General features: G+C 65.2%; 15 protein-coding genes, 1 tRNA gene and 1 pseudogene. 6 read left to right on the top strand and 11 right to left on the bottom strand.

Annotation, left to right across the window (positions count from 1 at the left end; translation table 11 throughout):
* Window positions 1–8 precede the first annotated feature (8 nt).
* From D3880_RS17055 to D3880_RS23110, 4 genes are all read left to right on the top strand, one after another.
* A complete protein-coding gene (locus tag D3880_RS17055) occupies window positions 9–848 on the top strand; it encodes an SDR family NAD(P)-dependent oxidoreductase (RefSeq protein ID WP_119894617.1) in 840 nt (279 codons plus the stop codon).
* 45 nt (window positions 849–893) lie between these two features.
* Complete coding sequence (locus D3880_RS17050) at window positions 894–1,568, top strand: EthD domain-containing protein (RefSeq protein ID WP_119894616.1); 675 nt, start codon at window positions 894–896, stop codon at window positions 1,566–1,568.
* A gap of 147 nt (window positions 1,569–1,715) precedes the next feature.
* The gene (locus tag D3880_RS17045) at window positions 1,716–2,756 is read left to right on the top strand and encodes a 3-ketosteroid-9-alpha-monooxygenase, oxygenase component (RefSeq protein WP_119895768.1); all 1,041 of its coding nucleotides are present in this window, start codon (window positions 1,716–1,718) and stop codon (window positions 2,754–2,756) included.
* A gap of 383 nt (window positions 2,757–3,139) precedes the next feature.
* Window positions 3,140–3,772: an MFS transporter gene (locus D3880_RS23110; RefSeq protein ID WP_238474368.1), complete on the top strand. Its 633-nt coding sequence runs from the start codon at window positions 3,140–3,142 to the stop codon at window positions 3,770–3,772.
* A gap of 202 nt (window positions 3,773–3,974) precedes the next feature.
* Here the strand turns inward: D3880_RS23110 and D3880_RS23105 are convergent.
* The 3 genes and pseudogenes from D3880_RS23105 to D3880_RS17025 all read right to left on the bottom strand — a co-directional run.
* Window positions 3,975–4,334: pseudogene (locus D3880_RS23105) on the bottom strand (IS1595 family transposase); the annotation flags it as partial.
* Between the two features lie 327 nt (window positions 4,335–4,661).
* Window positions 4,662–4,735, bottom strand: a tRNA-Gly gene (locus D3880_RS17030).
* 98 nt (window positions 4,736–4,833) lie between these two features.
* Window positions 4,834–5,718: an alpha/beta fold hydrolase gene (locus D3880_RS17025; protein ID WP_119894614.1), complete on the bottom strand. Its 885-nt coding sequence runs from the start codon at window positions 5,716–5,718 to the stop codon at window positions 4,834–4,836.
* 509 nt (window positions 5,719–6,227) lie between these two features.
* Here D3880_RS17025 and D3880_RS17020 point away from each other — a divergent pair.
* Entirely contained in the window at window positions 6,228–7,043 is an 816-nt protein-coding gene (locus D3880_RS17020) for a substrate-binding periplasmic protein (protein ID WP_238474367.1), read from the top strand.
* Complete coding sequence (locus D3880_RS17015) at window positions 7,040–9,907, top strand: HD domain-containing phosphohydrolase (RefSeq protein WP_119894613.1); 2,868 nt, start codon at window positions 7,040–7,042, stop codon at window positions 9,905–9,907. The genes D3880_RS17020 and D3880_RS17015 overlap by 4 nt, the downstream gene beginning before the upstream one ends.
* 156 nt (window positions 9,908–10,063) lie before the next feature.
* Here the strand turns inward: D3880_RS17015 and D3880_RS17010 are convergent, their stop codons facing one another.
* From D3880_RS17010 to D3880_RS16975, 8 genes are all read right to left on the bottom strand, one after another.
* On the bottom strand, window positions 10,064–10,783 hold the full coding sequence (locus D3880_RS17010) for a murein L,D-transpeptidase catalytic domain family protein (protein ID WP_119894612.1): 720 nt from the start codon (window positions 10,781–10,783) through the stop codon (window positions 10,064–10,066).
* 272 nt (window positions 10,784–11,055) lie between these two features.
* Window positions 11,056–12,090, bottom strand: a complete 1,035-nt coding sequence (locus tag D3880_RS17005) for a L,D-transpeptidase (RefSeq protein WP_119894611.1) — start codon at window positions 12,088–12,090, stop codon at window positions 11,056–11,058.
* Window positions 12,091–12,318: 228 nt separating this feature from the next.
* Entirely contained in the window at window positions 12,319–13,011 is a 693-nt protein-coding gene (locus D3880_RS17000; RefSeq protein WP_119894610.1) for a pseudouridine synthase, read from the bottom strand.
* Window positions 13,011–13,220 (bottom strand): cysteine-rich CWC family protein, encoded by a 210-nt coding sequence (locus D3880_RS16995; protein ID WP_119894609.1) that lies wholly within the window; start codon window positions 13,218–13,220, stop codon window positions 13,011–13,013. The genes D3880_RS17000 and D3880_RS16995 overlap by 1 nt, the downstream gene beginning before the upstream one ends.
* Window positions 13,221–13,506: 286 nt before the next feature.
* The gene (locus D3880_RS16990; protein ID WP_119894608.1) at window positions 13,507–14,985 is read right to left on the bottom strand and encodes a sensor domain-containing diguanylate cyclase; all 1,479 of its coding nucleotides are present in this window, start codon (window positions 14,983–14,985) and stop codon (window positions 13,507–13,509) included.
* Between the two features lie 98 nt (window positions 14,986–15,083).
* A complete protein-coding gene (gene atzF / locus D3880_RS16985) occupies window positions 15,084–16,889 on the bottom strand; it encodes an allophanate hydrolase (protein WP_119894607.1) in 1,806 nt (601 codons plus the stop codon).
* A gap of 196 nt (window positions 16,890–17,085) precedes the next feature.
* Window positions 17,086–20,769: an urea carboxylase gene (gene uca / locus D3880_RS16980; protein WP_119894606.1), complete on the bottom strand. Its 3,684-nt coding sequence runs from the start codon at window positions 20,767–20,769 to the stop codon at window positions 17,086–17,088.
* Between the two features lie 257 nt (window positions 20,770–21,026).
* On the bottom strand, window positions 21,027–21,662 hold the full coding sequence (locus tag D3880_RS16975) for an urea amidolyase associated protein UAAP2 (protein WP_119894605.1): 636 nt from the start codon (window positions 21,660–21,662) through the stop codon (window positions 21,027–21,029).
* Window positions 21,663–21,669: the final 7 nt, after the last annotated feature.

Here is a 21,669-nt window from a genome sequence, read left to right as displayed (position 1 = left end):
GAAAAATAATGGCCAAGGTGGCATTCATTACCGGCGCTAGCCGGGGGATCGGGCGGGAGGCGGCGCTGGCCTTCGCCCGTGCCGGTTTCGATGTGGCAATCAGTGCGCGCACGCTGGAGGAAGGCGAAAGCCATGCCCATGCGCTGCGCAATGCCGACGGCAAGCCGTTGTCGGGCAGCCTCAACGGCACCGCTGCGGCGATCCGCGCCCTCGGTCGCAAGGCGTTGGTGGTGCGCATGGACCTGCTCGACAGTGCTTCGGTGCTCGGTGCCAGCGCGGCGGTGTTCGCCGAGTTCGGCCGCATCGACGTGCTGGTCAACAATGCCGTCTACCAGGGCAGCGATCTCAACCTGCCCTTCATGGAATTGCAGGCGGAGACCCTGGAACGGGTTCTCCAGGGCTATGTGATGACGCCTTTCCTGCTCACCCGCGCGGTGGTGGCGGGCATGCTCGAGCAGGGCGGCGGGGTGGTGATCAACGTCACCTCCGGTGCCGGCGAGAGCGACCCACCGATTGCCGCCAGCAAGGGTGGCTGGGGCTATGCCTACGGTGCGGGCAAGGCAGCGGTTTCGCGGTTGTCCGGGGTGCTCGCGATCGAGTTGGGTGAGCGCGGCATTCGTGCCTACACGGTCAACCCCGGCGTGGTGACCACCGACGCACTCAAGGCCACCATCGGCGACCGTGGCTTGATCGCCCTGCGCGCCGGTTCGGCGCCGCCCGAGGTGCCGGCGGCGGTGATGCTCTGGTTGGCCACGGCTGAGCAAGCGGTCGACTACCAGCGACGGACCATCGCGGCGCAGCCGTTCGCCCTGGAGCACGGCATCGTGCCCGACTGGCGGCACGCCTGAACCCCTGCGGCATGCCAGGCGTGCCGCAACTGACCCGGAGGTGCCATGCCAAACATGAAGTCGGTTTGCCTGATCAGTCGACGTGCCGATCTGCCACGCGAGGCCTTTCGCGACTATTACGAGCGCCAGCACTGCCTGTTGGCCATGCGCTACCTCCCGTTTCAGCGCTATGTGCGCAATCACTTGCTCGGCTCGGAGCCCGAGGTCGATTTCGATTGCCTCAGCGAGTTCGAGGTCGCGGTCGGTTTCCGCAGTCAGGACGTCCTCGACTCGCCGGCCGGTGTCCTCCTGCGGGAGGACGAGCAGCGCTTCATGATGCCGCGCGAACTCATGCGCCCAGCCGCCGCGGTGGAAAGCCTGCTGTTTGGCCCGCCGCGGGACGCCGAGCACTTCGTCTGTAGCCGCCAGCTTCTGCTGTTCAAGCGCGGCGACGAAGCGGCGCCAAGCTTCGCCCGGCGTCTCGCGGCCCACGGCACGGCACTGGGTGCTGCCGGCCCAGGCGTGCGGCGCGTGACCTTGGATCTGTTCCAGGCCTATCCCGGCGTCGCGTTCGGCTATGACGCCATGCTGTCGTTATGGCTGGAGGAGGGTGCGCGAGCACCCGAAAGCGATTGGCCGGCTGAGGTCAGCATGCGGGTGAGCAGCCATGAAAGCCCGCCCGAGCAGTTGGCTGCGCGCTACGTCGGGCCGGCGCTGGAGGGTGCGGCGGGCGGTTCTTGAGAGTCAGTCCGGTTTTCTCTAGTCCAAGCGGAGGATGAGTTGCACGCGCCAGTGGTCGAAGATGCCCAAAGTTGAATCACTTGTACTCCGTAAGGTTAATCAGGGCAGGTGAGTTAAATCGTGGCGTTTCTATAGAGGACAATAATGATGACGAAACTCGCCGAGATCAAAGTTGAGAACGTGCTAGAACCCTATCGCTATGCCCGTGGCTGGCACTGCCTGGGCGATGCGGCCCAGTATCGTGATGGCAAGCCACATACCCTCAATGTCTTCGGTACGCGTCTGGTCGCTTTCGCCACCAGCGATGGCAAGATCAACGTTCTTGATGCCTACTGCCCACACATGGGTGCCGACCTGTCCCAGGGCACTATCGAGAACGACCGTCTGGTGTGTGCCTTCCACCATTGGAAATTCGATGCCGCTGGCAAGTGCGCGGAAATCCCCTATTGCAAGCGCATCCCGCCGAAAGCCAAGACCAAGAGCTGGCTGACCTGCGAAGAGAACAACCTGTTGTTCGTGTGGAACAACCCCGAGGGTAAGCCGCCGCGCGAAGGCGTGGTCATCCCGCATCTGCCGGAAATGGACGATGACTCGTGGATCCACAACTGGAACATCGACATCATGGAAATCGACACCAACCCGCGCGAGTTGGTCGACAATCTGGTTGATGCCCATCACTTCGGTCCGGTGCATGGTACGCCGACGACCTACTTCGCCAATATCTTCGAAGGCCATATCGGCCAGCAGATCTTCCATGGCGATTCCGAGCGTCTGGGCGGTGGTCTAGTTGCCCCGTCGGCCTACTACGGTCCGGCCACTCACTTCACGCGCATCAGCTCGAACTTTGGTGGCGTGGAGATTCACGCCATCCTCCTCAACAGCCATGTGCCGGTGACGCCGAATAGCTTCGTGCTGCGCTTCGGTTGCATGGTCAAGCGCGTGGAGGGCTTTACCGAGGAGCAGAACAACGAGATCGCCAAGGGCTATGTGACCGGCAACCGCGAATCGTTCTACCAGGACGTGGCGATTTGGAAGAACAAAATCCGCATCGACAACCCAGTGCTGGCTGAAACCGACGGCCCGGTCTATCAGCTGCGCGAGTGGTATCAGCAGTTCTTCATGGACGAGGACAAAGTACCGGCGAGCATGGCCGAACGCCGCGAAATCGTCACCGTCGATCGGCGCTGAAGCTGATCGCGAGCCGGAGAGGGCAATGGCTATGAGCGGCCGCAAAGGCTGACCAGCATCTTGGCGAGCAGTTTCGCCTCGCCATGGGTGGTTTGCCGTTCAATGCCTGCCCTTTCTGCTCGGCGCCTTGGCCGACCGCTTCGGTTTCGATACCGGGTAAGTCGGCATGCTCGGCTCCGGTGCTTTACCGGCTATCTGCTCGGCACCTGGGTGGCCGTGGTGGTTATGGACCACCTGAACTAGCGCTGGCTGACCTTGGGCTGTGCGCTCGGGGCGGCGCTGGCGCAGCTGACGTCCTCATGGCTGCCCGCTGCGGCCCAGTTGTAGCTGTGGGCGGTGATCGGTTTTTCGCGGCGTTGATGACCTGCCTGGGGCTGCGCATCATGAGTGAGATGGCCGACAAGGAGCGGGCCTTGGGCATGCGCCAGGGCGTCGAGCTGGGGCTGGTCGCGGCGGTGCTGTTCGCCTTGCCGTCGCTGGTCATCGCGCGTTTTCACTACGCCGGCGCGGCGCTGCTATTGGCCGCGATCATCCTGTTGTTGAGCCTCAGTGCGCTGGCCTTGCCGCGCCGGCAGGATTTTGCCAAACCGGTCGAGCCAGTTCAGGAGCGTTCCCTGTTTGCGCGGTTCCGTTTTCCGCCAGCGGCTTATGCAGCGCTGGCTTTTTTCTTCCTGTTCGGTGCCGGGCAGATCGGCCTCTGGGCCTTTCTCGAGCGCCTGGGGCATGGTTTGGCATTGCAGCCGACCGAGTTGGGCATCGTCTTCGCCGTGCTCAAACTGCTCGGCGGGGGCGCGGCCTTGGTCCTGGCGGCGGTCGGCGACCGTTTCGGCTTGCGCGCCCCGCATGTGCTGGTGCTGGCGGTGATCTGCCTAGGGCTGTTCCTGCTGGGGAATGCCGAGGGTTTCCTGATGTACGCCTTTGGCGCCTGGATCTGGGAAGTCGGCTTCACCTGGGGGTGCATCTTCCAGTCGGCGGCGATTGCCCGCCTGGACCCCAGCGGCGCTCGATCATGCTGATTCCGGCAGCGTTCGCTCTCAGTCCCATGGCCGGGCCGGCGCTGGCGGGCAGCTTGCTAGGGCATGGCTTTGCCCCGTTGCTGTGGCTGGCCTTGGCTTGCGCCACTCTTCCGGTACTGGCGTTTTTTGGCCTATTGGCCGGGCGCCTGGCGGGTAACGAGTCGGCCAACCTTGTATTGGCTTCATAACCATAATTAAAAAGCTATGTCCCAGTTACGTGTTGTATGGGACGGCCAACTGCCTCTTGTAAGCAATGCGTGGGCTTAATGGCCTTCCGATAGCGCTCCAGTATGCGTCGCCAGCCCAGGTAGTTGATCAGGTACTTGGTTGCAACCGCGTGAAACGGGCCATCCAGCTTTTGAGTCGACTGTGATAGGTATTGACGTTCTGGATGTGGAAAACTCCCTCGCGTACCCGCTGCCCAAGCGTGGCATGCACCATCTGATGAGTGATTCCGTGAGTTCGGGCAAAGGCGGAGTACACCGCTGCGCCATCCATACAGCACCGATTTTCGATCAATCAACGGCCTGAGTGCGTCCTGCACATGCCGAGCGTCGAACTTGTGCCAGCCAGTGTTGGAAGGCTTGGGTATCCATGTGCAGACCTCTTAACTACCTGTCCACCAGCTCCGGGACAGACCACTCGATACTCTTTGGTTTCTGGCTCTAGTGAAGCTAGGACCGTATCAGCGAGGGGGCGGCGCTTGATGTCTGATCTTTTCATGGTTCGTGTACGGCAAAGTTAGGCCTTTATGAAACCAAACAGGCTGCCATACGCAATACATGCGCATAAGTGGAGATAATTGGGGCGTTCAGAAACAAGAAAACCGGCTCGGTGGCCGGTTTTTCTGGGTTTCCGCTGCATGCAGGTACATGCGGGAACAAGAATCTGGAGCGGGCGAAGGGAATCGAACCCTCGTCATGAGCTTGGGAAGCTCAGGTAATGCCATTATACGACGCCCGCTTTTCGCGGGTGACTTTGTACCAGAAGTCGGCCTGGAAATGAAGCCCGCACCGAGCGCTTGATGCAGCGACTCGGTACTGCCGGGCCCATATTCCGATTCAAACTGCCATCGCCTGGGTTTCGCCGAGTGTCAGCCGCTGCTGGTAGTTGCTGCGGGGCGAGGCCTGCAGGAAGCCCAGGAGGCTGTGCTGCATCTGCAACCAGGCGTTCTTGTGCTCCATGTCGAGAAAGTGTCCGGCGTTGTCGATGGTGGCGAACTGGCAGTCGTTGAGGTAGCGGGCGAACAGCCGCGCGTCCTCGGCGGTGGTGTATTCGTCCCGCTCACCGTTGACGAACAGCATGGGAATCTCGATGCCGGCCAGGCATTCCAGCTGGCAGTGGCTGTCGAGGTTGACCACCTTGTGGATGTGCGCGTGCATCTGCCGGTACTCGTGCTCGGCGAGGCTGCTGATATGACGCTGGTTGTAGCGCTTGAACAGCGAGGGCAGGTGCTTGCCGATGGTGTCATTGACCAGCTTGCCGACGCTCTCGCGATCCACCGCCTGCAGGTAGCCGACGCCTTTGCCCAGGTAGTCCAGCATGGGTTCGTTGAGCAGCGGCGAGAAGGAGCTGATCACCGCCCTCTCGATGCGCGCGGGCTGCTGGGCGAGGGCCAGCAGGGCCGCGACGCCGCCCCAGGAGAACGACTGTAGGTAATCGACCCGGAAGTGCTCGATCAGGTCGAGGAGGATCTGCGCTTCGTCCTCTTTGCTGATCGGCTGGTGATTGCTGTTGTGCGCTTTCGACTGTCCGGCATAGGGCTGATCGTAGAGCACCACATTGAACTGCGATTGCAGGTATTTGATGGTCTGCGCGAATGAGGCCGTAGTCGCCAGGGAGCCGTTGACCAGGATGATGGTCTTGCGGGCTGCCGGGCTGGAGTAGAACTCGGTGTGCACGTGGTAGTGCTTGTGTACCTGAACGACGGCGGTTTCTGGCCTCATGTCGTTTTCCTCCTGGCGCAGTTTTGGGCAAGGCGAGCGGGGTATCCGTTCACCGGGCTTAATGGCAGTTAGCAAAGCGCCTGGACATGACAAGCGAATGTCAGGCTGGAGGTTTTTTATTGGACTTGGTTCAAGCGGTCAGGATCGCAAAGGGGCTTGCCAGCCGACGCCGCGAGGGCATTCGGTGGAAGGTCTTTGCCAGGCAGGAATCCAATTTGCGCAGCGCGCAGATAACCGAAGAAACGCTTAGATGGTCGGTATGACTCTTTGGTCACACTCTGACCTTGCGACCTGATTTAAGCAGGTGCATTTTTTGTGTGCAACCATGCTGAGCGTCTTTTATCGATCAATAAGGCATAAGCCCTGCGCTTTTCCGGGTGCCGATTACACTTTGGCAAGAATCGCCAACGCACAAGGCTGACTACGGTCTGACCTTCCCCCAGCACATGGATTGCAAGATGACAGTGGATTTCCCCGTGTTGCCCCTCCATCGCCCCCGGCATTGGCTCATGGGCCTGCTGCTGGGTGGGCAGCTGGCTGTCGCACAAGCCGATGAGGCGGCGCAGCGTTATGGCTGTGAGCAGCCGATCCGGTTGGCGCTGTATCAGAATCTGGTGTTCTACCGCGAAGGGCAGGGCATCGACCCGGACATGGTCGTCGAGCTGCAACGGCGCAGCGGCTGCCGCTTTGACATCAGCCTGTTGCCGCGCAGTGAAATCTGGGCGCGTCTGCAGGCGGGCTCGCTGGATATGTCGACCAGTGGCATCGCCACCTCGGAGCGGCGCCGTTTCGCCTTTTTCGTGCCTTATCTATATCTGCGCAACAAGCTGATCCTGCCGGCCAGCCTGGCATTGCAGGTGGAGAGTCTCGATGCGTTCGAGCGGCTGACCGGCGCCCGTCTCGGCGTGATCCGCGGCTATCGCCATGGCCCCTATCTGGACAACGGCGTGCGCGTGTTACGCGGCGAAGGGCGGGTGCTGGAGTTCAGCGACGATACGGCGCGCTTCGCCGCGCTGCGCGAGGGCGAGGTCAGTGCCCTGATCGGTCACGATCTCAACCTCAGCGGCTCGCTACCGGCCGAGCAGCAGCTGGACTATCGTGTCGTCGACGTGGTGCCGGGCCCGGCGGTGCCGCATGGGTTGATTCTGGCGCGCAAGCATTTCAGCCCGGCGCAGGCCGCCGCATGGTTGCGTCTGGTCGAGGCCATGCGCCTGGACGGCAGCTTGGCCGGCATCATGCACGCGCATGCGCCGCCGGCGTTGGCGGATGAGTTGTTGAACAGCGGTTATCACTACGAGTTGGCCAAGCAAGGACGGCAGCCATGAACAACCCCGGTCGCGGAATCTCCCTGCAAGCGCTGATCGCCCTGGCGATCATGCTCAGCACTTTGGTGCTCGGTGGGGGGCTGGCCTACCAGGGCTATCACGGCATCGAGCGGGCGCTGGTGGCGGCTGCCGGAGATTCTGCGCACCAGCTGAGCAGCACCATCAACGAGCGGGCCCGGCGCTTGATCGATCCGGCGCAGAGCTCGATCCGCCTGTTGGCCTATGACCCGATTGCCCAAGCCGACAACCTGCCGGAGCGGCTCGACCGCTTGCCCTTGCTGGTGGCCAGCCTGGACGCCAACAAGATGCTCAGTGCGGTGTATGTCGGCTATCCGAACGGCGAGTTCCTGCTGGTGCGGGTGCTGCGCGATCCGGCCGTGAAGCAGCGCCTGCAGGCGCCCCAGGGCGCGGCGTTCCTGGTGCAGAGCATCAGCCTCGGCGAGGCTGGTCAGCCCGTCGGCGAGTGGCGCTTCTATGATCGCGAGCTGGCCCTGCTGAAGACCGAGGGCAAGCCGGATTACCGCTTCGATCCGCGCGAGCGGCCCTGGTTTGTCGCGGGCATGGGCTCGGCGAGCACGGTGCTGACCAAGCCCTATGTGTTCTTCACCACCCGCGAGATCGGCCTGACCCTGGCGCAGCGCAGCATCGACGGTGCGGCGGTGCTGGGCATGGATGCCTCGGTCAACGACCTCGGCGGCGAAGTCGCGGACCTGCGCATGACCCCCGGCACCGAGATGGCCGTGGTGGATGACTCGGGCAGCGTGGTCGCCTATCCGGATCTGCAGCGGGTGGTGGTCAAGGAGGGCGAGGGGCTGCGTCTGTCGCGCCTCGATGAACTGGGGGTGGACAGCCTCAACTGGCTGTTCGCCAGCGATCACCAGGGCCACGAGCCGGTGCTCTACCAGGTGGGCGGCCAGGACTGGTATGGCATGCGGGCGCCGCTGTCGTCCTTTACCCAGCAGGATATCCGCGTGCTGATCGCCGTGCCTGCCGCCGAACTGCTGGCCGGGGCGCGGCGGGTGCTGCTCGAGCAGGCGCTGTGGGCGGCCGCCTTGATCGCCCTGCTGCTGCTGGTGGGCTGGGCGCTGGCCCAGCGCATCGGTCAGCCGTTGCGGGCACTGGCCGATCAGGTGCGGGCGCTGGCCGGTTTCGATTTCGGCCAGGCGGTGGGGGTCGAGTCGCGGGTCACCGAGGTGCGTGAGCTCAGCCAGGTGCTCGGCAGCATGTCGCGCACCATCCACAACTTCCAGGCCATCACCCTCACCCTCAGCCGGGAAACCCGCCTGGACAGCATGCTCGGCGGGGTGCTCAGTCGCCTGGTCGAAGCCACCGCCGTCAGCGGCGGGGCGGTCTATCTGCATGCGGACGACTCCGACGCGCTACGCCTGGCGGCGCATTGCCGGGGCGAACAGTATCCCGCCGAGCTGTGCCTGGTGGCGCGCAGCCATGAGGATCTGGCCGCCGCCGTGGCGCAGGCGCTGGAGAGTCAGGCGCACTATCTGGCGGTCGCCTTGAACGACCGCAGCGAGCAACTGCTCGGCATTCTGGTGCTGCAACTGGCGTCCGCCCACCAGCAGCCGGGCGGCGTGCAGCAACCTTTCCGCCGCTTCGTCGAGGAGTTGTCCGGGGCCGCCGCGGTGGCCATCGAGACGCGCCAGTTGATCGAAGCCCAGCAACGCCTGCTGGACGCCATCATCAAGCTGCTGGCCGATGCCATCGATGCCAAGAGCCCCTACACCGGCGGGCACTGCGAGCGGGTGCCACAGCTCGCCGAGATGCTGCTGGACCAGGCGATCACCGCCCGCAGCGGCCCCTACGCCGACTTCCGCATGAGCGAGATCGAGCGCTACGAGTTCCAGATCGCCGCCTGGCTGCACGACTGCGGCAAGATTACCAGCCCGGAATACGTGGTCGACAAGGCCACCAAACTGGAGACCCTGTACAACCGCATCCACGAGATCCGCACGCGCTTCGAGGTGCTCTGGCGCGACGCCGAGGTGGACTACTGGCAGGGCTTGGCCGGCGGTGGCGATCAGCAGGCGCTGCAACTGACCCGCGAACGGCGCCGGGCCGAGTTGCAGGACGAATTCGCCTTCGTCGCCAATGCCAACATCGGCGGCGAGTTCATGCGCGACGAGGACGTCGAGCGCCTGCAGCAGATCGGTGCGCGTCGCTGGCTGCGGCATTTCGACAACCGCCTGGGCTTGTCCCACGACGAGGCCGAGCGCCTGGCGGCGGTGCCGTTGCAGATACTGCCGGTGGCAGAGCCGTTGCTGGCCGATCGCCCCGAGCACATCGTGCCCTGGGGCGAACGCAAGCCGCCGGTGGACAAGCACGATCCGCGCAACGTCTGGGGCTTCGACATGCGCTTGCCGGCGCAGGCCTACAACTACGGCGAGCTGTACAACCTCGGCATTCGCCGCGGCACCTTGAGCGAGGAGGAGCGCTTCAAGATCAACGAGCACATCGTGCAGACCATCATCATGCTCAACACCTTGCCGTTGCCGCGGCACCTCAAGCGTGTGCCGACCATCGCCGGCAACCATCACGAGAAGATGGACGGCACCGGCTATCCGCGGCGGCTGAGCAGGGACGACATGAGCATCGCCGAGCGGGTGATGGCGATCGCCGACATCTTCGAGGCGCTGACCGCCGCCGACCGCCCCTACAAGGCGCCGAAGACGCTGTCCGAGTCGGTGAAGATCCTCGGTTTCATGGCCCGCGACCAGCACATCGACGCGGAGCTGTTCCGCCTGTTTCTCACCAGTGGGGTGTATCGCGAGTACGGCGAGAAATTCCTCCGCCGCGAACAGCTCGACGAGGTGGATATCCGGCCCTATCTGGCGGCATTGGATGGCGCCTAGGCGCCCGCGATGCAAGGTCGCGGGCGGCATGGGGTGAGGGGGCGTGGTTGTAGGTTGGCGCTGAGCGCAGCGAAGCCCAACACTGACGCGGGGATGATTACCGCGTTGTGTTCAGCGCCGCTCGTTGGGCTTCGTCGCTGGGCTCCTCAACCCAACCTACTTGCTGGCGAGGGTCCGATTGGCCAGCGGGCAGCTCTGTGCCTGGAGGAAGCGCGATTTTTTCAGCCAGTCTTGCTGCGGGTAGTAGGCGAACACATAGCTGCCGCGCTGCAGGGCATTGATCAGCTTGCCGGCAATTGCCGGACGCACGGCCGGGCAGCCCTGGCTGCGACCGAGGCGACCGAGGCCGGGGACGACCTTGGGATCGGCGTAGCCGGCGGCATGCATGACGATGGCGCGCGACATGCTGTTGTCGTTGAACCCCGGTTCCAGTCCCTGCAGGCGCAGCGAGCGGCCATGCTTGCCACTGTAGGTCTGGCCGGTCTGGTACAGGCCGATGGAGGACTGGTAGCTGTTCGGGGTGTTGGAGAACGAGGTCGGCACATCGGCGCCGCTGTTCTTGCCGTGGGCGACCCATTCCTCGAACAGCAGCTTCTTGGCTTTCAGGTCGAACACCCACAGGCGTTTGTCGCGCGAGGCCTTGGAGTAGTCGATCACCGTCAGCAACTTGTCCGCCTCATTCTGGCTGGCGCACTGATAGGCGGTGAGTGCCAGGCTCAGGGTCGAGAGGCTGGCGGCCGGCGCCAGACGCTGCAGTTCGGCGGCGGTGGGCAGGGCTTGCGCCTGGGCAGTGTGGTGCCAGGCGCTCAGGAAAAACAGGCCAAGACTGGCCGCAGAGAGCCGCACGGCCCCCCCCAATTGGTCAAGCATCGACATTGGCTGTCCTGCTAAGAACCTGTCTACGATCTGCTGCGCGTCGGCCGTACGGCGTTAAAAACCGGGCTCAGATGCTCATTTACAGCTCGTAAACTCCGCTCTTCGCCCGCTTTTTGCCTTGTGCGGCTCTAGCTCGCGAGATCGTAAACAGGTGCTAAGTCGTAATGGTCGGTCGTTTTGGTTTGAGTTGTTATGGCAAAGCTTGTTAGAGAAAAATCAGCTTGTTTATGCCCAAACGTCGGCATTGTGCTCGATTTTTATATGGCTGCCGATCACTTATTGACCAATGGCTTCTGTGCCTCGCTCTCCTCGGTGCTGATCACCGTGAAGTCGCCGCTGCTGCGGGTATCCCGGGTGGAGGACCAATCGGTGATCACCAACGTGGTGCCGATGTCCATCGCCGCGCGCAGATGACGGCGGAATTCCGGGCTCATGCTCAGTTGGCCCAGTTGCTCGTAAGGTGTGTTGCCGTACTCCGGGTTGCTGACCTGGACCGCCGACCAGTGTAGTGGCGGCGCGGGGTCGAGCTCGCTGGCGATTGGTTTTTGCAGCAGGGAAAACACCGCCATGCCGCTGCGTTGCTGGCTGCTGTCGAGCGACAGCGCCGGCGCCGAGCCGACCAACTGGCCGCCGCGGAACACGTAGGCGCGCAGGTCGGCGCGGCTGATCAGGATCGACAGCGGCCCGGCATCCGAGCCCGGATCGCTCCAGAACATCTGGTTGCTCAGCACCAGCGGCCCCTGGGCATTGCCCGCGCTGACCGTGGGCGCCAGCACGCCCGGGTGGTAGACCTCCACCGGCGCGCTGTGGGCATCGGAAATGATCACCGTGGTGGAGCTGAAACCGGTGGTTTCGAACAGCTTCTTGGCGAACGCCATAGGCAGGCGCACGCAGCCATGGGAGGCGGGGTAGCCGGGCAGCTTGCCGGCGTGCAGGGCGATGCCGTCCCAGGTCAGGCGCTGCATGTAGGGCATCGGCGCGCTGTTGTAGAGGCTGGATTTATGCTCGACGCTCTTCTGCAGAATGCTGAACACCCCGGTGGGGGTATCCCTGCCTTTCTTGCCGCTGCTCACCGTGCTGACGCCGATGGCGATGCCGTTGCGGTAGACGTAGGCGCGCTGCTCGGTGAGGCTGACCACCACAGTCACTGGCCCCTGCGGCGAGACCTGCGGATACCAGAGAAACTGGCCAGGCTTGAGGCTGTCCAGCTGCGCCTTGAGCTGGGCCGGGGTGGGCGCTTGAATCGGCACGGCCTCGGCCAGGGCGGTGGCGAGGAGCAGGCTCAGCGCGAGTGGCAGGTGTTTCATCGTGTCCTTCCTGAGTCGGGCAATGCAGCCAGCTTAGCCGTGCCATTCGCCGGGCGGCAAATGTGCAGGGCCTCAAGGACGAGGTTTAGAGCCAGTTTACGATCTCGCGAGCTAGAGCCAGACAAGGCAAAAATGGCCGAGGGAGCGGAGTTTACGAACTGTAAATGAGCATCCCGAGGCCATTTTTAACGCGGTATGGCCGACGCGCAGCAGATCGTAAACAGGCTCTTACAGCGCGGCGACTTCGTCCGGGGTGAGGGCTCGATACTGGCCCTCGGCCAACTCGGGGTCGAGCTGCAGCGTGCCGATGCGCTCGCGATGCAGGCGCAGGACCTTGTTGTGGAAATGCCCGAACATGCGCTTGACCTGGTGATAGCGGCCCTCGAAGAGAGTCAGGCGGGCGCTATGGCTGGCGAGAATCTCCAGCTCGGCGGGTAGGGTGGTGAGGTCTTCGTAGGCGAAGTACAGGCCGCGGGCGAAGGTTTCGACGTATTCGCTGCCGATCGGCTGTTCGGTCTCGACGTAATAGACCTTCGGCCGCTTGCTCTGCGGCAGGGTCAGGCGCCGCGACCAGTGGCCGTCGTTGGTGAGCAGCAACAGCCCGGTGGTATTCAGGTCGAGGCGCCCGGCCAGGTGCAGTTCGTGCTTGTCTGGCTCATCCAGCAGGTCGAGCACGGTGCGGTGTTCGGGATGTTCGGTGGCGCTGACCACCCCGGCCGGCTTGTGCAGCATGAAGTAGCGCGCCGGCTTGCCGGCCTGCAGCACTTGCTCGTCCAGCTCCACGCGGTTGAATTCGCGCACTTCCAGGCGGCCATCGCGCACCGCCAGGCCATCCACCCGCACCCGCCCGGCGGCCAGCGCCAGGCGTGCGTCGCGGCGATTGCCGTGGGGCAGGTTGCCGAGCAGGCGGTCGAGACGCATCAGCTCGCCTGTTCCGGCGGCAGGTTCTGCGCGCAGCGCGGGCACAGGCAGGCACGCTGGCGCTGCGCGGCGGGCACGCGTTCCAGGGCGGCCGGGTCGACTTTCGCGGTGAAGCACCAGCAGGGCTGCGTGGCGCTGGCCGGATCGGCCAGGGTGCAGGTGTTGGACTGACCGCACAGCGGGCAGCGGGACGGATCGACAGCGGTCATGGCGATGGGACGGCAACGGCAGGGGCGCTCAGGGTGCAGCGCCGGTGGCACCGATGCAAGGGCCACTCGGCATTGGGTAGGTCGTTAAAGAAGCGTAGCGAGCGAAGGCTAGGTTCATGGGGTGGGTTAGCCGTAGGCGTAACCCACCGGTCCTGCGGGACGCCGGAGTCCAGGGCGACCGCGCCGGTGGGTTACGCCGCTACGCGGCTAGCCCACCCAAAAGCGGGGTCGGGGATAAGGGCAAAAGCGCGACTCCACAGCCTGCGGAAAGATCATGAACAGGCTCTCAGGACCCCACGGGCTCGACGCAGACGCGGTTGCGTCCGCCTTGCTTGGCCCGGTACAGCGCATGGTCGGCGCGCGCGATCAGGCTGTGCAGGCTGTCGTCGGCGCGCAGTTCGGTGAGGCCGAGGCTGACCTTGATCTGCAGGTCCACCCCGGCGAAGGGGAACTGGCAGGCCTCGATCTGCTGGCGCAGCTTTTCCGCGAGCGGGTAGGCGGCGTGGCTGTCGGTGTCCTTGAGCAGCACGATGAATTCCTCGCCACCCCAGCGGCAGAGGATGTCGGACTTGCGCAGGCACGTGCGCAGCTTGCCAGCGAAGCCGCGGAGCACCTGATCGCCGGCCAGGTGGCCGTGGCTGTCGTTGAGTTTCTTGAAGTGGTCGAGGTCGATCAGCAGCGCGCTGAGCGGGCTCTGGTTGCGCTGCGCTTCGCGCAGGGCCTGGCTGGCGAGCAGGTCGAAACCGCGCCGATTGGGCAGTTCGGTGAGCATGTCGGTGGTGGCCAGGGCTTCGATCTGGCTCCGGTAACGGCGCAGCGCGAGACCGACCAGGGTCAGCACCACGGCGGTGATCAACAAACAGATCAGCAGATTCAGATAGAGGCTCTGGCGAATCTCGGCCAGCGCACTGCCGTCGTGCTTGTCGACGAACAGGTACCAGTTCAGCTCGGGAATGTAGCGCACATTGAGGTAGTGGCCGCCATCCTGTTCCTGGTATTCGAAGGTGCCGCTCTGCGGCTGCGGCAGCTTGGCCAGCAAGCCCTCGAGGCCGGCGATGTCCTGTAGCGCCTGGCCGCTGCGGGCGCCACGCGGGCCGCCTTCGGCACCAGTCAGGGTGAGCTTGCCGTCGGTGTCGACGAAGTACACGTTTCGCTCGTACTTGCGCTGGTATTGGTCGATCAGCTTGACCACCGCGTCGACGGTCAGGCCGACGCCGGTGGCGCCGATGAAGCGGCCGTCGTAGTCGAACACCTTGTAGTTGATGAAGAAGGTCAGGCGATCCTGGTTGGCCATGTCGAGGTCGACATTGATCTCGTAGGGCTGCCGCATATCGCGCAGGCGGAAGTACCAGACATCGCGCGGCTCTTCCTCGCGCACCGTCTTGAGGATGCCCTTGGCCTGGTAATAGGTGTGGGTTTTCTCGGAGATGAAGAAGCTGGTGAAGGCGCCGTAGTGTTCCTGCACTTCGCGCAGGTAGCGGGTCATCTGCTCGATGTCCTGTTCGCCGCCCATTACCCAGTCGCGGACGAAGGTGTCACGGCTCATCATCGAGGCGATCAGCACCGGGCGGACCAGGTCCTTCTGGATTTCCGAGTAGACGGTGTCCGAGGTCAGCGGCAGTTCGGTGTTGATGATGCTGCTGCGGATCGAGTCGCGGGAGGCGTAGTAGCTGACCAGCGAAGTGGCGAGGAAGCCGCAGGCGAGCAGGAGGAACAATAGCAAGAGCAGGGACAGCTGGGATTTTTTCAGGGCGCGCTGCGGCATGGAGCCATCCATTGATTCTGGCGTGATGGCGCCATGCTATCGCGGTGCCAACCCGGCGTCACTGACGGGCCGTGCTGACCCGCCGGCCGGCGCGCTACTCAGGCCAGGCTGCGCAGATAGGCGCGCCAGCCGCCGAAGCCGGTGATCTCGCGCGCACCCGCAAGCCCATACGGCTCGCAGATGAAACCGGTTTCCCAGCGGCCGTCGGCCAGCTGCACCTTGCCCAGCCCCAGCGGCGCTGGGATGCCAGTGAGGAAGGAGCCGAGTTCGGCGCTCGGCAGCTCCCAGACTTCCACCTCGATGGCCGCGCCGCCGTCCGCCACGCGGACCATGCCGGGACGCAAGGGCGGGCCGCCGGCCAGGGCGTAGAGCTGGTAGTCCGGCGAGCTGTGAGTGACCTGCAGCAGGCGACTGCCGCGCTGCTTGAGCTGCCAGTTGAGCGGCAGGCCGTCGAGGTGCGCACCACAGACCACCAGCCGGGCCATGTCGTTACGCGCGGCAGTCGCCGGGGCGGCGAGCTGCAGGGCGCGGCCGCCGCTGAGCGGCAGGCCGGTGTGGCGCTGCAGCGCATCGGCCAGGCCGAGCAGGTACTGGTCGGTGAAGGCGCGGCCGAACAGGGTCACGCCCCAGGGCAGGCCGTTGGCCATAAAGCCCGCAGGAACAGCCACTGCGGCGTAGTCGAGCATGTTCATGAAGTTGGTGTAGTAGCCGAGGTCCGAGTTGCGCTTGACCGGTTCGGCCTCCAGCTCGGCCAGGGTCACCGGTCGTGGATAGGCCGGGGTGAGCACGCAGTCGAGGTCGGCGAGGATGTCGTCGCAGCTCGCCTTGAGCGCCTGCAGGCGGTACTGGGCGCGGAAGGTGTCGACGCCACTGACGCGCGGCGCCTTCTCCAGCACAGCGCGGATCACCGGCAGCACGGCGTCGGGCTGCTGTTCGATCAGTTCCCCGGCGAGGCTGTAGCGTTCGGCCACCCAGGGCCCTTCGTAGAGCAGGCGCGCGGCTTCGAGGAAGGGCGCGAAATCGATTTCCACCGCCTCGCCGCCGAGCGCCTTGAGCTGCCCGATGCTCGCGGCGAACAGCGCCGGGCTTTGCGCGCAGCCGAGGAACTCCAGCTGCTTGGGCACGCCGAAACGGAAACCGGGGCGCGGTGCGCCGAAGGCGCTGGCGTCGTTCCACAGCGGGTTGGTGCGGCTGTATTCGTCGCGCGGGTCGCGCTTGGCGGTCAGCGCCAGCAGCTGGCTGGCCTCGCGCGCGGTGGCGGTGAAGTAGGTGACGCAGTCCAGGGTGCGGCAGGCCGGCACCAGCCCGGCGGTGGAGATCAGCCCCTTGGTGGCTTTCAGACCGACCAGGTTGTTCAGCGCCGCCGGCACCCGGCCGGAACCGGCGGTGTCGGTGCCGAGGGCGAAACTGGCGACGCCGAGCGCCACCGCCAGCGACGAGCCGGAGCTGGAGCCGCCGGACGGGTAATCCGCGTGCACCGAGTTCGGGCAGGCGCCATAGGGCGAGCGGGTGCCGTTGAGGCCGGTGGCGAACTGGTCGAGGTTGGTCTTGCCCAGCGGCACGGCGCCGAGGGCGATCAACTGGGCGACCAGGGTGGCGCTGCTGTTCGGGGTGTAGGCGAAGGCCGGGCAGGCGGCCGTGGTCGGCACGCCGGCCAGGTCGATATTGTCCTTGATGGCGAACGGCACGCCGTACAGCGGCAGGCTGTCCGGGCTCTGGCCGTCGAGGGTGGCGAGGTAGGGCTCCAGCTCCGCGGCGCTGAGCAGGTGGATGAACAGGTGGTAGTTGGGGTTGAGCGCGGCGGCCTGTTCACGCAGCGCAGTGATCAGCTGGCGCGGGGTGGTCTGGCCGTCACGGTAGGCGGCTTTCAGGGCATCCAGGCGCAGATCGAATTCGTGGGTCATGCTCAGTTTCCTTCTCGGAATTTCAGGCTTGCTCAATAAATTCCCTCTCCCGCGCTTCATAAAAGAAGGGGGGAGAGGGTTAGGGAGAGGGACGGGCTTTCAGGCAAACGATGCGATGTGCCGAACGCCATTTCTCTCTCCCCCGGTCCCTCTCGACTAGGCGTCCCCCGCAAACGGGAGCGAGGAGCAAAGCGGCTCACGCCTCTTCCAGCACCACCACCCGTTGTCCGGCACGTACCGGCGAACCCGGTTGCACGCGGACCTCGCGGACAACGCCGTCGCGCGGGGCGGTGAGGGGGATTTCCATCTTCATCGACTCGAGGATCACCAGCACGTCGCCGGCCTTCACTTCGCAGCCGGCCTCGACCTGCACCTGCCAGAGGTTGCCGGCGATGTGGCTCTCGATGGCGTGCTGGCCGGCGCCGAGCGGGGCGTCCTCGCCGAGTTCGACGACCGCTTCCTCGCTGTCGAAATGTGCCTGGCCGGAGGCGATCCAGCGTTCGCGTTCGGCGTTGAAGGCCGCCTGCTGTTGGCCGCGAAAGGCGGCGATGCCCTCGGCTTCGTCGGCGAGGAACTGCTGGTAGTCGGCCAGCGCCAGTTCGCTGTGCTCGATGCGCAGGTCATAGCGGCCGAGCGGGAAGTCGCGGCGGATCTGCAGCAGCTCGTCGGCGCCCACCGGGTAGAAGCGGATCTGGTCGAAGAAGCGCAGCAGCCAGGGCTTGCCGTCGAAGGCTTCGACCGCGCGGTAGCGGTTCCACATCTGCAGGGTGCGGCCGACGAACTGGTAGCCGCCGGGGCCTTCCATGCCATACACGCACATGTACGCGCCGCCGATGCCGACCGAGTTCTCCGCGGTCCAGGTGCGCGCCGGGTTGTACTTGGTGGTCACCAGGCGATGGCGCGGGTCCAGCGGCGTGGCCACCGGCGCGCCGAGGTAGACGTCGCCGAGGCCCATCACCAGGTAGCTGGCGTCGAATACCGTGCGATAGACCTCGTCGAGGTTTTCCAGATCATTTATCCGGCGGATAAACTCCAGGTTGCTCGGGCACCAAGGCGCGTCCTTGCGCACCGTGGTCATGTACTTCTCGATGGCCAGCTGGCAGGCCGGGTCATCCCAGGACAGCGGCAGGTAGACGATGCGCGACGGCACCCTGAGGTCCCGGGCGTTGCACACCGCGTCCCACTCGCCGATCACCAGCGCCAGCAGGTTGGCCAGCGACAGGGTTTCCGGCTGGTAGTGGACCTGCAGCGAGCGGATGCCCGGGGTCAGGTCGATCACCCCGGCGATCTGCTTGGCTTCCAGCGCCTGCATCAGCGCGTGGCCGCGGAAGCGCAGGACCAGATCGAGTTCCGGCTGGCCGATCTCCAGCAGCAGGTGGGTGTCGCCGGAGAGGCGGGCGACCAGGCGGGTGTCGGCTTCGCCGAGGTCGAGGACGATCGGTGAGGCAAGAGAGTGCACGGACGAACTCCCTCTCCCATTTATGGGAGAGGGTTGGGGAGAGGGGAGGTGCGAGCCGGCTGACGCGGCCCTCTCCCCCGGCCCCTCTCCCGCAAGCGGGAGAGGGGAGAAAGCAGAGCACTCGGTCTTGCGTGCCTTCGCCAGCTCGCGCGCCGTGGCGATATCCACCGGCACGAAGCGCACCTTGTCGCCGGCCTTGAGCTGGCCAAGCTGCCACAGATCGGCCTCGATGATGGTCACCGGGCAGACGAAGCCGCCGAGGCTCGGGCCGTCCGGGCCGAGGATCACCGGCATGTCGCCGGTGAAGTCCACCGCGCCGATGGCGTAGGGGTTGTCGTGGATGTTCGACGGGTGCAGGCCGGCCTCGCCGCCGCTCTCGCGCACCCACTCCGGCTTCGGCCCGATCAGCCGCACGCCGGTGCGGCTGGAGTTGAAGTGCACTTCCCAGGCGGTGGCGAAGAAGGTCTCGATGTAAGCCGGGGTGAAGTACTCCGGCGCGCCGTGCGGGCCGTAGATCACGCGGATCTCGCGGACCGCCGGCAGCACGTCGCACAGCGCGGCGGGCAGAGTGGCGCCGCTGCTGGCATCAGTCAGGGCCGGGATATGCAGTACGTCGCCGGCACGCAGCGCGCGGCCGCCGTGGCCGCCGAACTGACCGAGGGTGAAGGTGCTCTTCGAGCCCAGATAATCCGGCACCTGCAGACCGCCGCGCAGGGTCAGGTAGGCGCGCGCGCCGCTGCCGGCGATGGTGCCGAGGCTGAGGGTGCTGCCGGCCTTGATCGACAGCGTGCGGTTCAGCGGCTGGGCGACGCCGTCCACGCTCAGCGGAATCGCTGCACCGGTGACTGCCACCACCGCATCGGTGTTGAAGCGCAGGGTCGGCCCGCTCATGGTGATTTCCAGGCCGGCGGCGCCTTCGTCGTTGCCGAGCAGGCGGTTGCCGAGGCGCAGCGCGCGATCGTCCATCGGCCCCGACGGAGGTACGCCGACCGCCCAGTAGCCGAGCCGGCCGGGGTAGTCCTGCACGGTGGTCTGGGTGCCGGCGGACAGTACTTCGAAGGTGTCGGCCTGATACACCAGACCTTCCAGGCAGCGGGTCCACGGCGAGCCGCTGGCGAACGGCGCGTCGACCAGGATCTGCCGCAGGTAGTCGCGGTTGGATTCCACGCCATAGAGGACCGAATCGGCGAGCGCCTGGCTCAGCGCGGCGCTGGCTTCGGCACGGCTCGGCGCCCAGGTGATCAGCTTGGCGATCATCGGGTCGAAGTAGGGCGGAATCTCGCAACCGGCTTCTACCCAGGTGTCGATGCGCAGCAACTGGCCGTCGGCCTTGGGGAAGTCGACGGTGGTGAGCAGGCCGGGGCTGGGCTGGAAGTCGCGGCCCGGGTCTTCGGCGTACAGCCGCGCCTGAATGGCGTGGCCGCTGGGCTTCAGGCCCTTGGCCAGCTCACTCAGCGGCGCCAGGTCGCCGGCCGCCAGCTCGATCATCCAGCGCACCAGGTCGACGCCCCACACCTGTTCGGTGACGCCGTGCTCGACCTGCAGGCGGGTGTTCACTTCGAGGAAGTAGAAGCGTTCGGCCTCGCTGTCGTAGACGAACTCGACGGTGCCGGCGCTGCGGTAGCTGACCGCCTTGGCCAGCTTGATTGCCGCCGCGCATAGCTCCTCGGCCATGCCGGCCGGCAGGTTCGGCGCCGGGGTTTCCTCCAGGACCTTCTGGTTGCGCCGCTGCACCGAGCAGTCGCGCACACCGAGGGCCAGCGCCTCGCCCTGGCCGTCGCCGAACACCTGCACTTCGAGGTGACGGGCGCGCTGGATGTACTTCTCGATGAACACCCCGGAATCGCTGAAGTTGTTCTGCCCCAGGCGCTTGACCGCCTCGAAGGCGTCGCTCAGTTCGTCCGCACTGCGGCACACGCGCATGCCGATGCCGCCGCCGCCGGCGGTGCTCTTCAGCATCACCGGGTAGCCAACCTGCTCTCCGGCGACCAGTGCAGCGTCGAGGTTTTCCAGCAGTTCGGTGCCTTCCAGCATCGGCACGCCGTGCTGCTTGGCCAGCGCGCGGGCGGTGTGCTTGAGGCCGAAGACGCGCAGCTGCTCCGGGGTCGGGCCGACGAAGGCGATGCCGGCGGCTTCGCAGGCTTCGGCGAAGGCGGCGTTCTCGGAGAGGAAGCCGTAGCCGGGGTGGATGGCGGTCGCACCCGTTTGTTTGGCGACGGCGAGGATCTTGTCGACCACCAGGTAGGTGTTGGCGGCCGGGCCTTCGCCGAGGCTGAAGGCTTCGTCGGCCTGCTGGATGTGCAGGCTGGCGGCGTCGGCTTCGGAGTACACCGCCACGCCCTTGACGTCGAGGGCGTGCAGGGTGCGCAGGATGCGGCAGGCAATGGCACCGCGGTTGGCGATCAGGAGTTTGTCGAACATTGCAGAACCCTCGAAAGGGATGACGGGCCGTCCCGTCTTATTCGTCTGCACCACGGTCGTCCGTGGCTGAAATCTTCTTTGTGCGGCTTCGTAGGATGGGTTGAGCGAAGCGATACCCATCGAGCGGCGTCGAGTGGGGCGATGGGTATCGCAGGCTCAACCCATCCTACGGTCGTGCTGCCTGGGAGCTTGTTCTAAGCACTGCCCGGCGCGGCTCTGGCACAGGGCGAACAGCCAGCAGCGTAGGCGGGCAGCCATCAGTTCCATACCAGCACCTCGGCCGGGCTCGGGTTGTAGGCATTGCACGGGTTGTTCAGCTGCGGGCAGTTGGAGATCAGCACGATGACGTCCATGTGCGCCTTCAGCTCGACGTACTTGCCCGGCGCGGAGATGCCGTCGGCGAAGGTCAGGCCGCCTTCCGGGGTGACCGGCACGTTCATGAAAAAGTTGATGTTGGCGCCGATGTCGCGCTTCTCCAGGCGGCCGTCGTGCAGGCTGGCGCGCAGGAAGTTGTCGCGGCAGCTGTGCATGTAGCGCTTGTCCAGGGCATAGCGCACGGTGTTGCTCTCCTGCGCGCAGGCGCCGCCGAGGGTGTCGTGGCGGCCGCAGGTGTCGGCGCTGATGGTCAGCAGCGGGTTGCCCAGGTTGGAGTAGAGGACGGTGCCGGTGGTCAGGTAGACGTTGTTCTGCTTGCGCAGGGTGCGCTGCGGGTCGTAGCGCTCACGCGGGTTGCGGGCGCTGTAGAACAGGGTGTCGACCGCCTGGTTGCCTTCCAGGTCGAGCAGGCGCACGGTCTGCCCGGCTTTCACTTCGCAGAGAAAAGGTTCGCCGGCGGGGATCACGTGGCGGTACACGGCGGCTTCGGGGTGCAGCTGGCTTTCGATCAGAGACATGGCGCAG

The organism is Pseudomonas cavernae (assembly GCF_003595175.1).
Lineage (GTDB): Bacteria > Pseudomonadota > Gammaproteobacteria > Pseudomonadales > Pseudomonadaceae > Aquipseudomonas > Aquipseudomonas cavernae.
This window is presented reverse-complemented; position numbering and strand designations above follow the sequence as displayed.

Coding starts and splice junctions, on each gene's coding strand:
- D3880_RS17055 (WP_119894617.1), top strand. CDS start 9: ATGGCCAAGGTGGCATTCATTACCGGCGCTAGCCGGGGGATCGGGCGG.
- D3880_RS17050 (WP_119894616.1), top strand. CDS start 894: ATGCCAAACATGAAGTCGGTTTGCCTGATCAGTCGACGTGCCGATCTG.
- D3880_RS17045 (WP_119895768.1), top strand. CDS start 1,716: ATGACGAAACTCGCCGAGATCAAAGTTGAGAACGTGCTAGAACCCTAT.
- D3880_RS23110 (WP_238474368.1), top strand. CDS start 3,140: ATGAGTGAGATGGCCGACAAGGAGCGGGCCTTGGGCATGCGCCAGGGC.
- D3880_RS17025 (WP_119894614.1), bottom strand. CDS start 5,718: ATGAGGCCAGAAACCGCCGTCGTTCAGGTACACAAGCACTACCACGTG.
- D3880_RS17020 (WP_238474367.1), top strand. CDS start 6,228: ATGGGCCTGCTGCTGGGTGGGCAGCTGGCTGTCGCACAAGCCGATGAG.
- D3880_RS17015 (WP_119894613.1), top strand. CDS start 7,040: ATGAACAACCCCGGTCGCGGAATCTCCCTGCAAGCGCTGATCGCCCTG.
- D3880_RS17010 (WP_119894612.1), bottom strand. CDS start 10,783: ATGTCGATGCTTGACCAATTGGGGGGGGCCGTGCGGCTCTCTGCGGCC.
- D3880_RS17005 (WP_119894611.1), bottom strand. CDS start 12,090: ATGAAACACCTGCCACTCGCGCTGAGCCTGCTCCTCGCCACCGCCCTG.
- D3880_RS17000 (WP_119894610.1), bottom strand. CDS start 13,011: ATGCGTCTCGACCGCCTGCTCGGCAACCTGCCCCACGGCAATCGCCGC.
- D3880_RS16995 (WP_119894609.1), bottom strand. CDS start 13,220: ATGACCGCTGTCGATCCGTCCCGCTGCCCGCTGTGCGGTCAGTCCAAC.
- D3880_RS16990 (WP_119894608.1), bottom strand. CDS start 14,985: ATGCCGCAGCGCGCCCTGAAAAAATCCCAGCTGTCCCTGCTCTTGCTA.
- atzF (WP_119894607.1), bottom strand. CDS start 16,889: ATGACCCACGAATTCGATCTGCGCCTGGATGCCCTGAAAGCCGCCTAC.
- uca (WP_119894606.1), bottom strand. CDS start 20,769: ATGTTCGACAAACTCCTGATCGCCAACCGCGGTGCCATTGCCTGCCGC.
- D3880_RS16975 (WP_119894605.1), bottom strand. CDS start 21,662: ATGTCTCTGATCGAAAGCCAGCTGCACCCCGAAGCCGCCGTGTACCGC.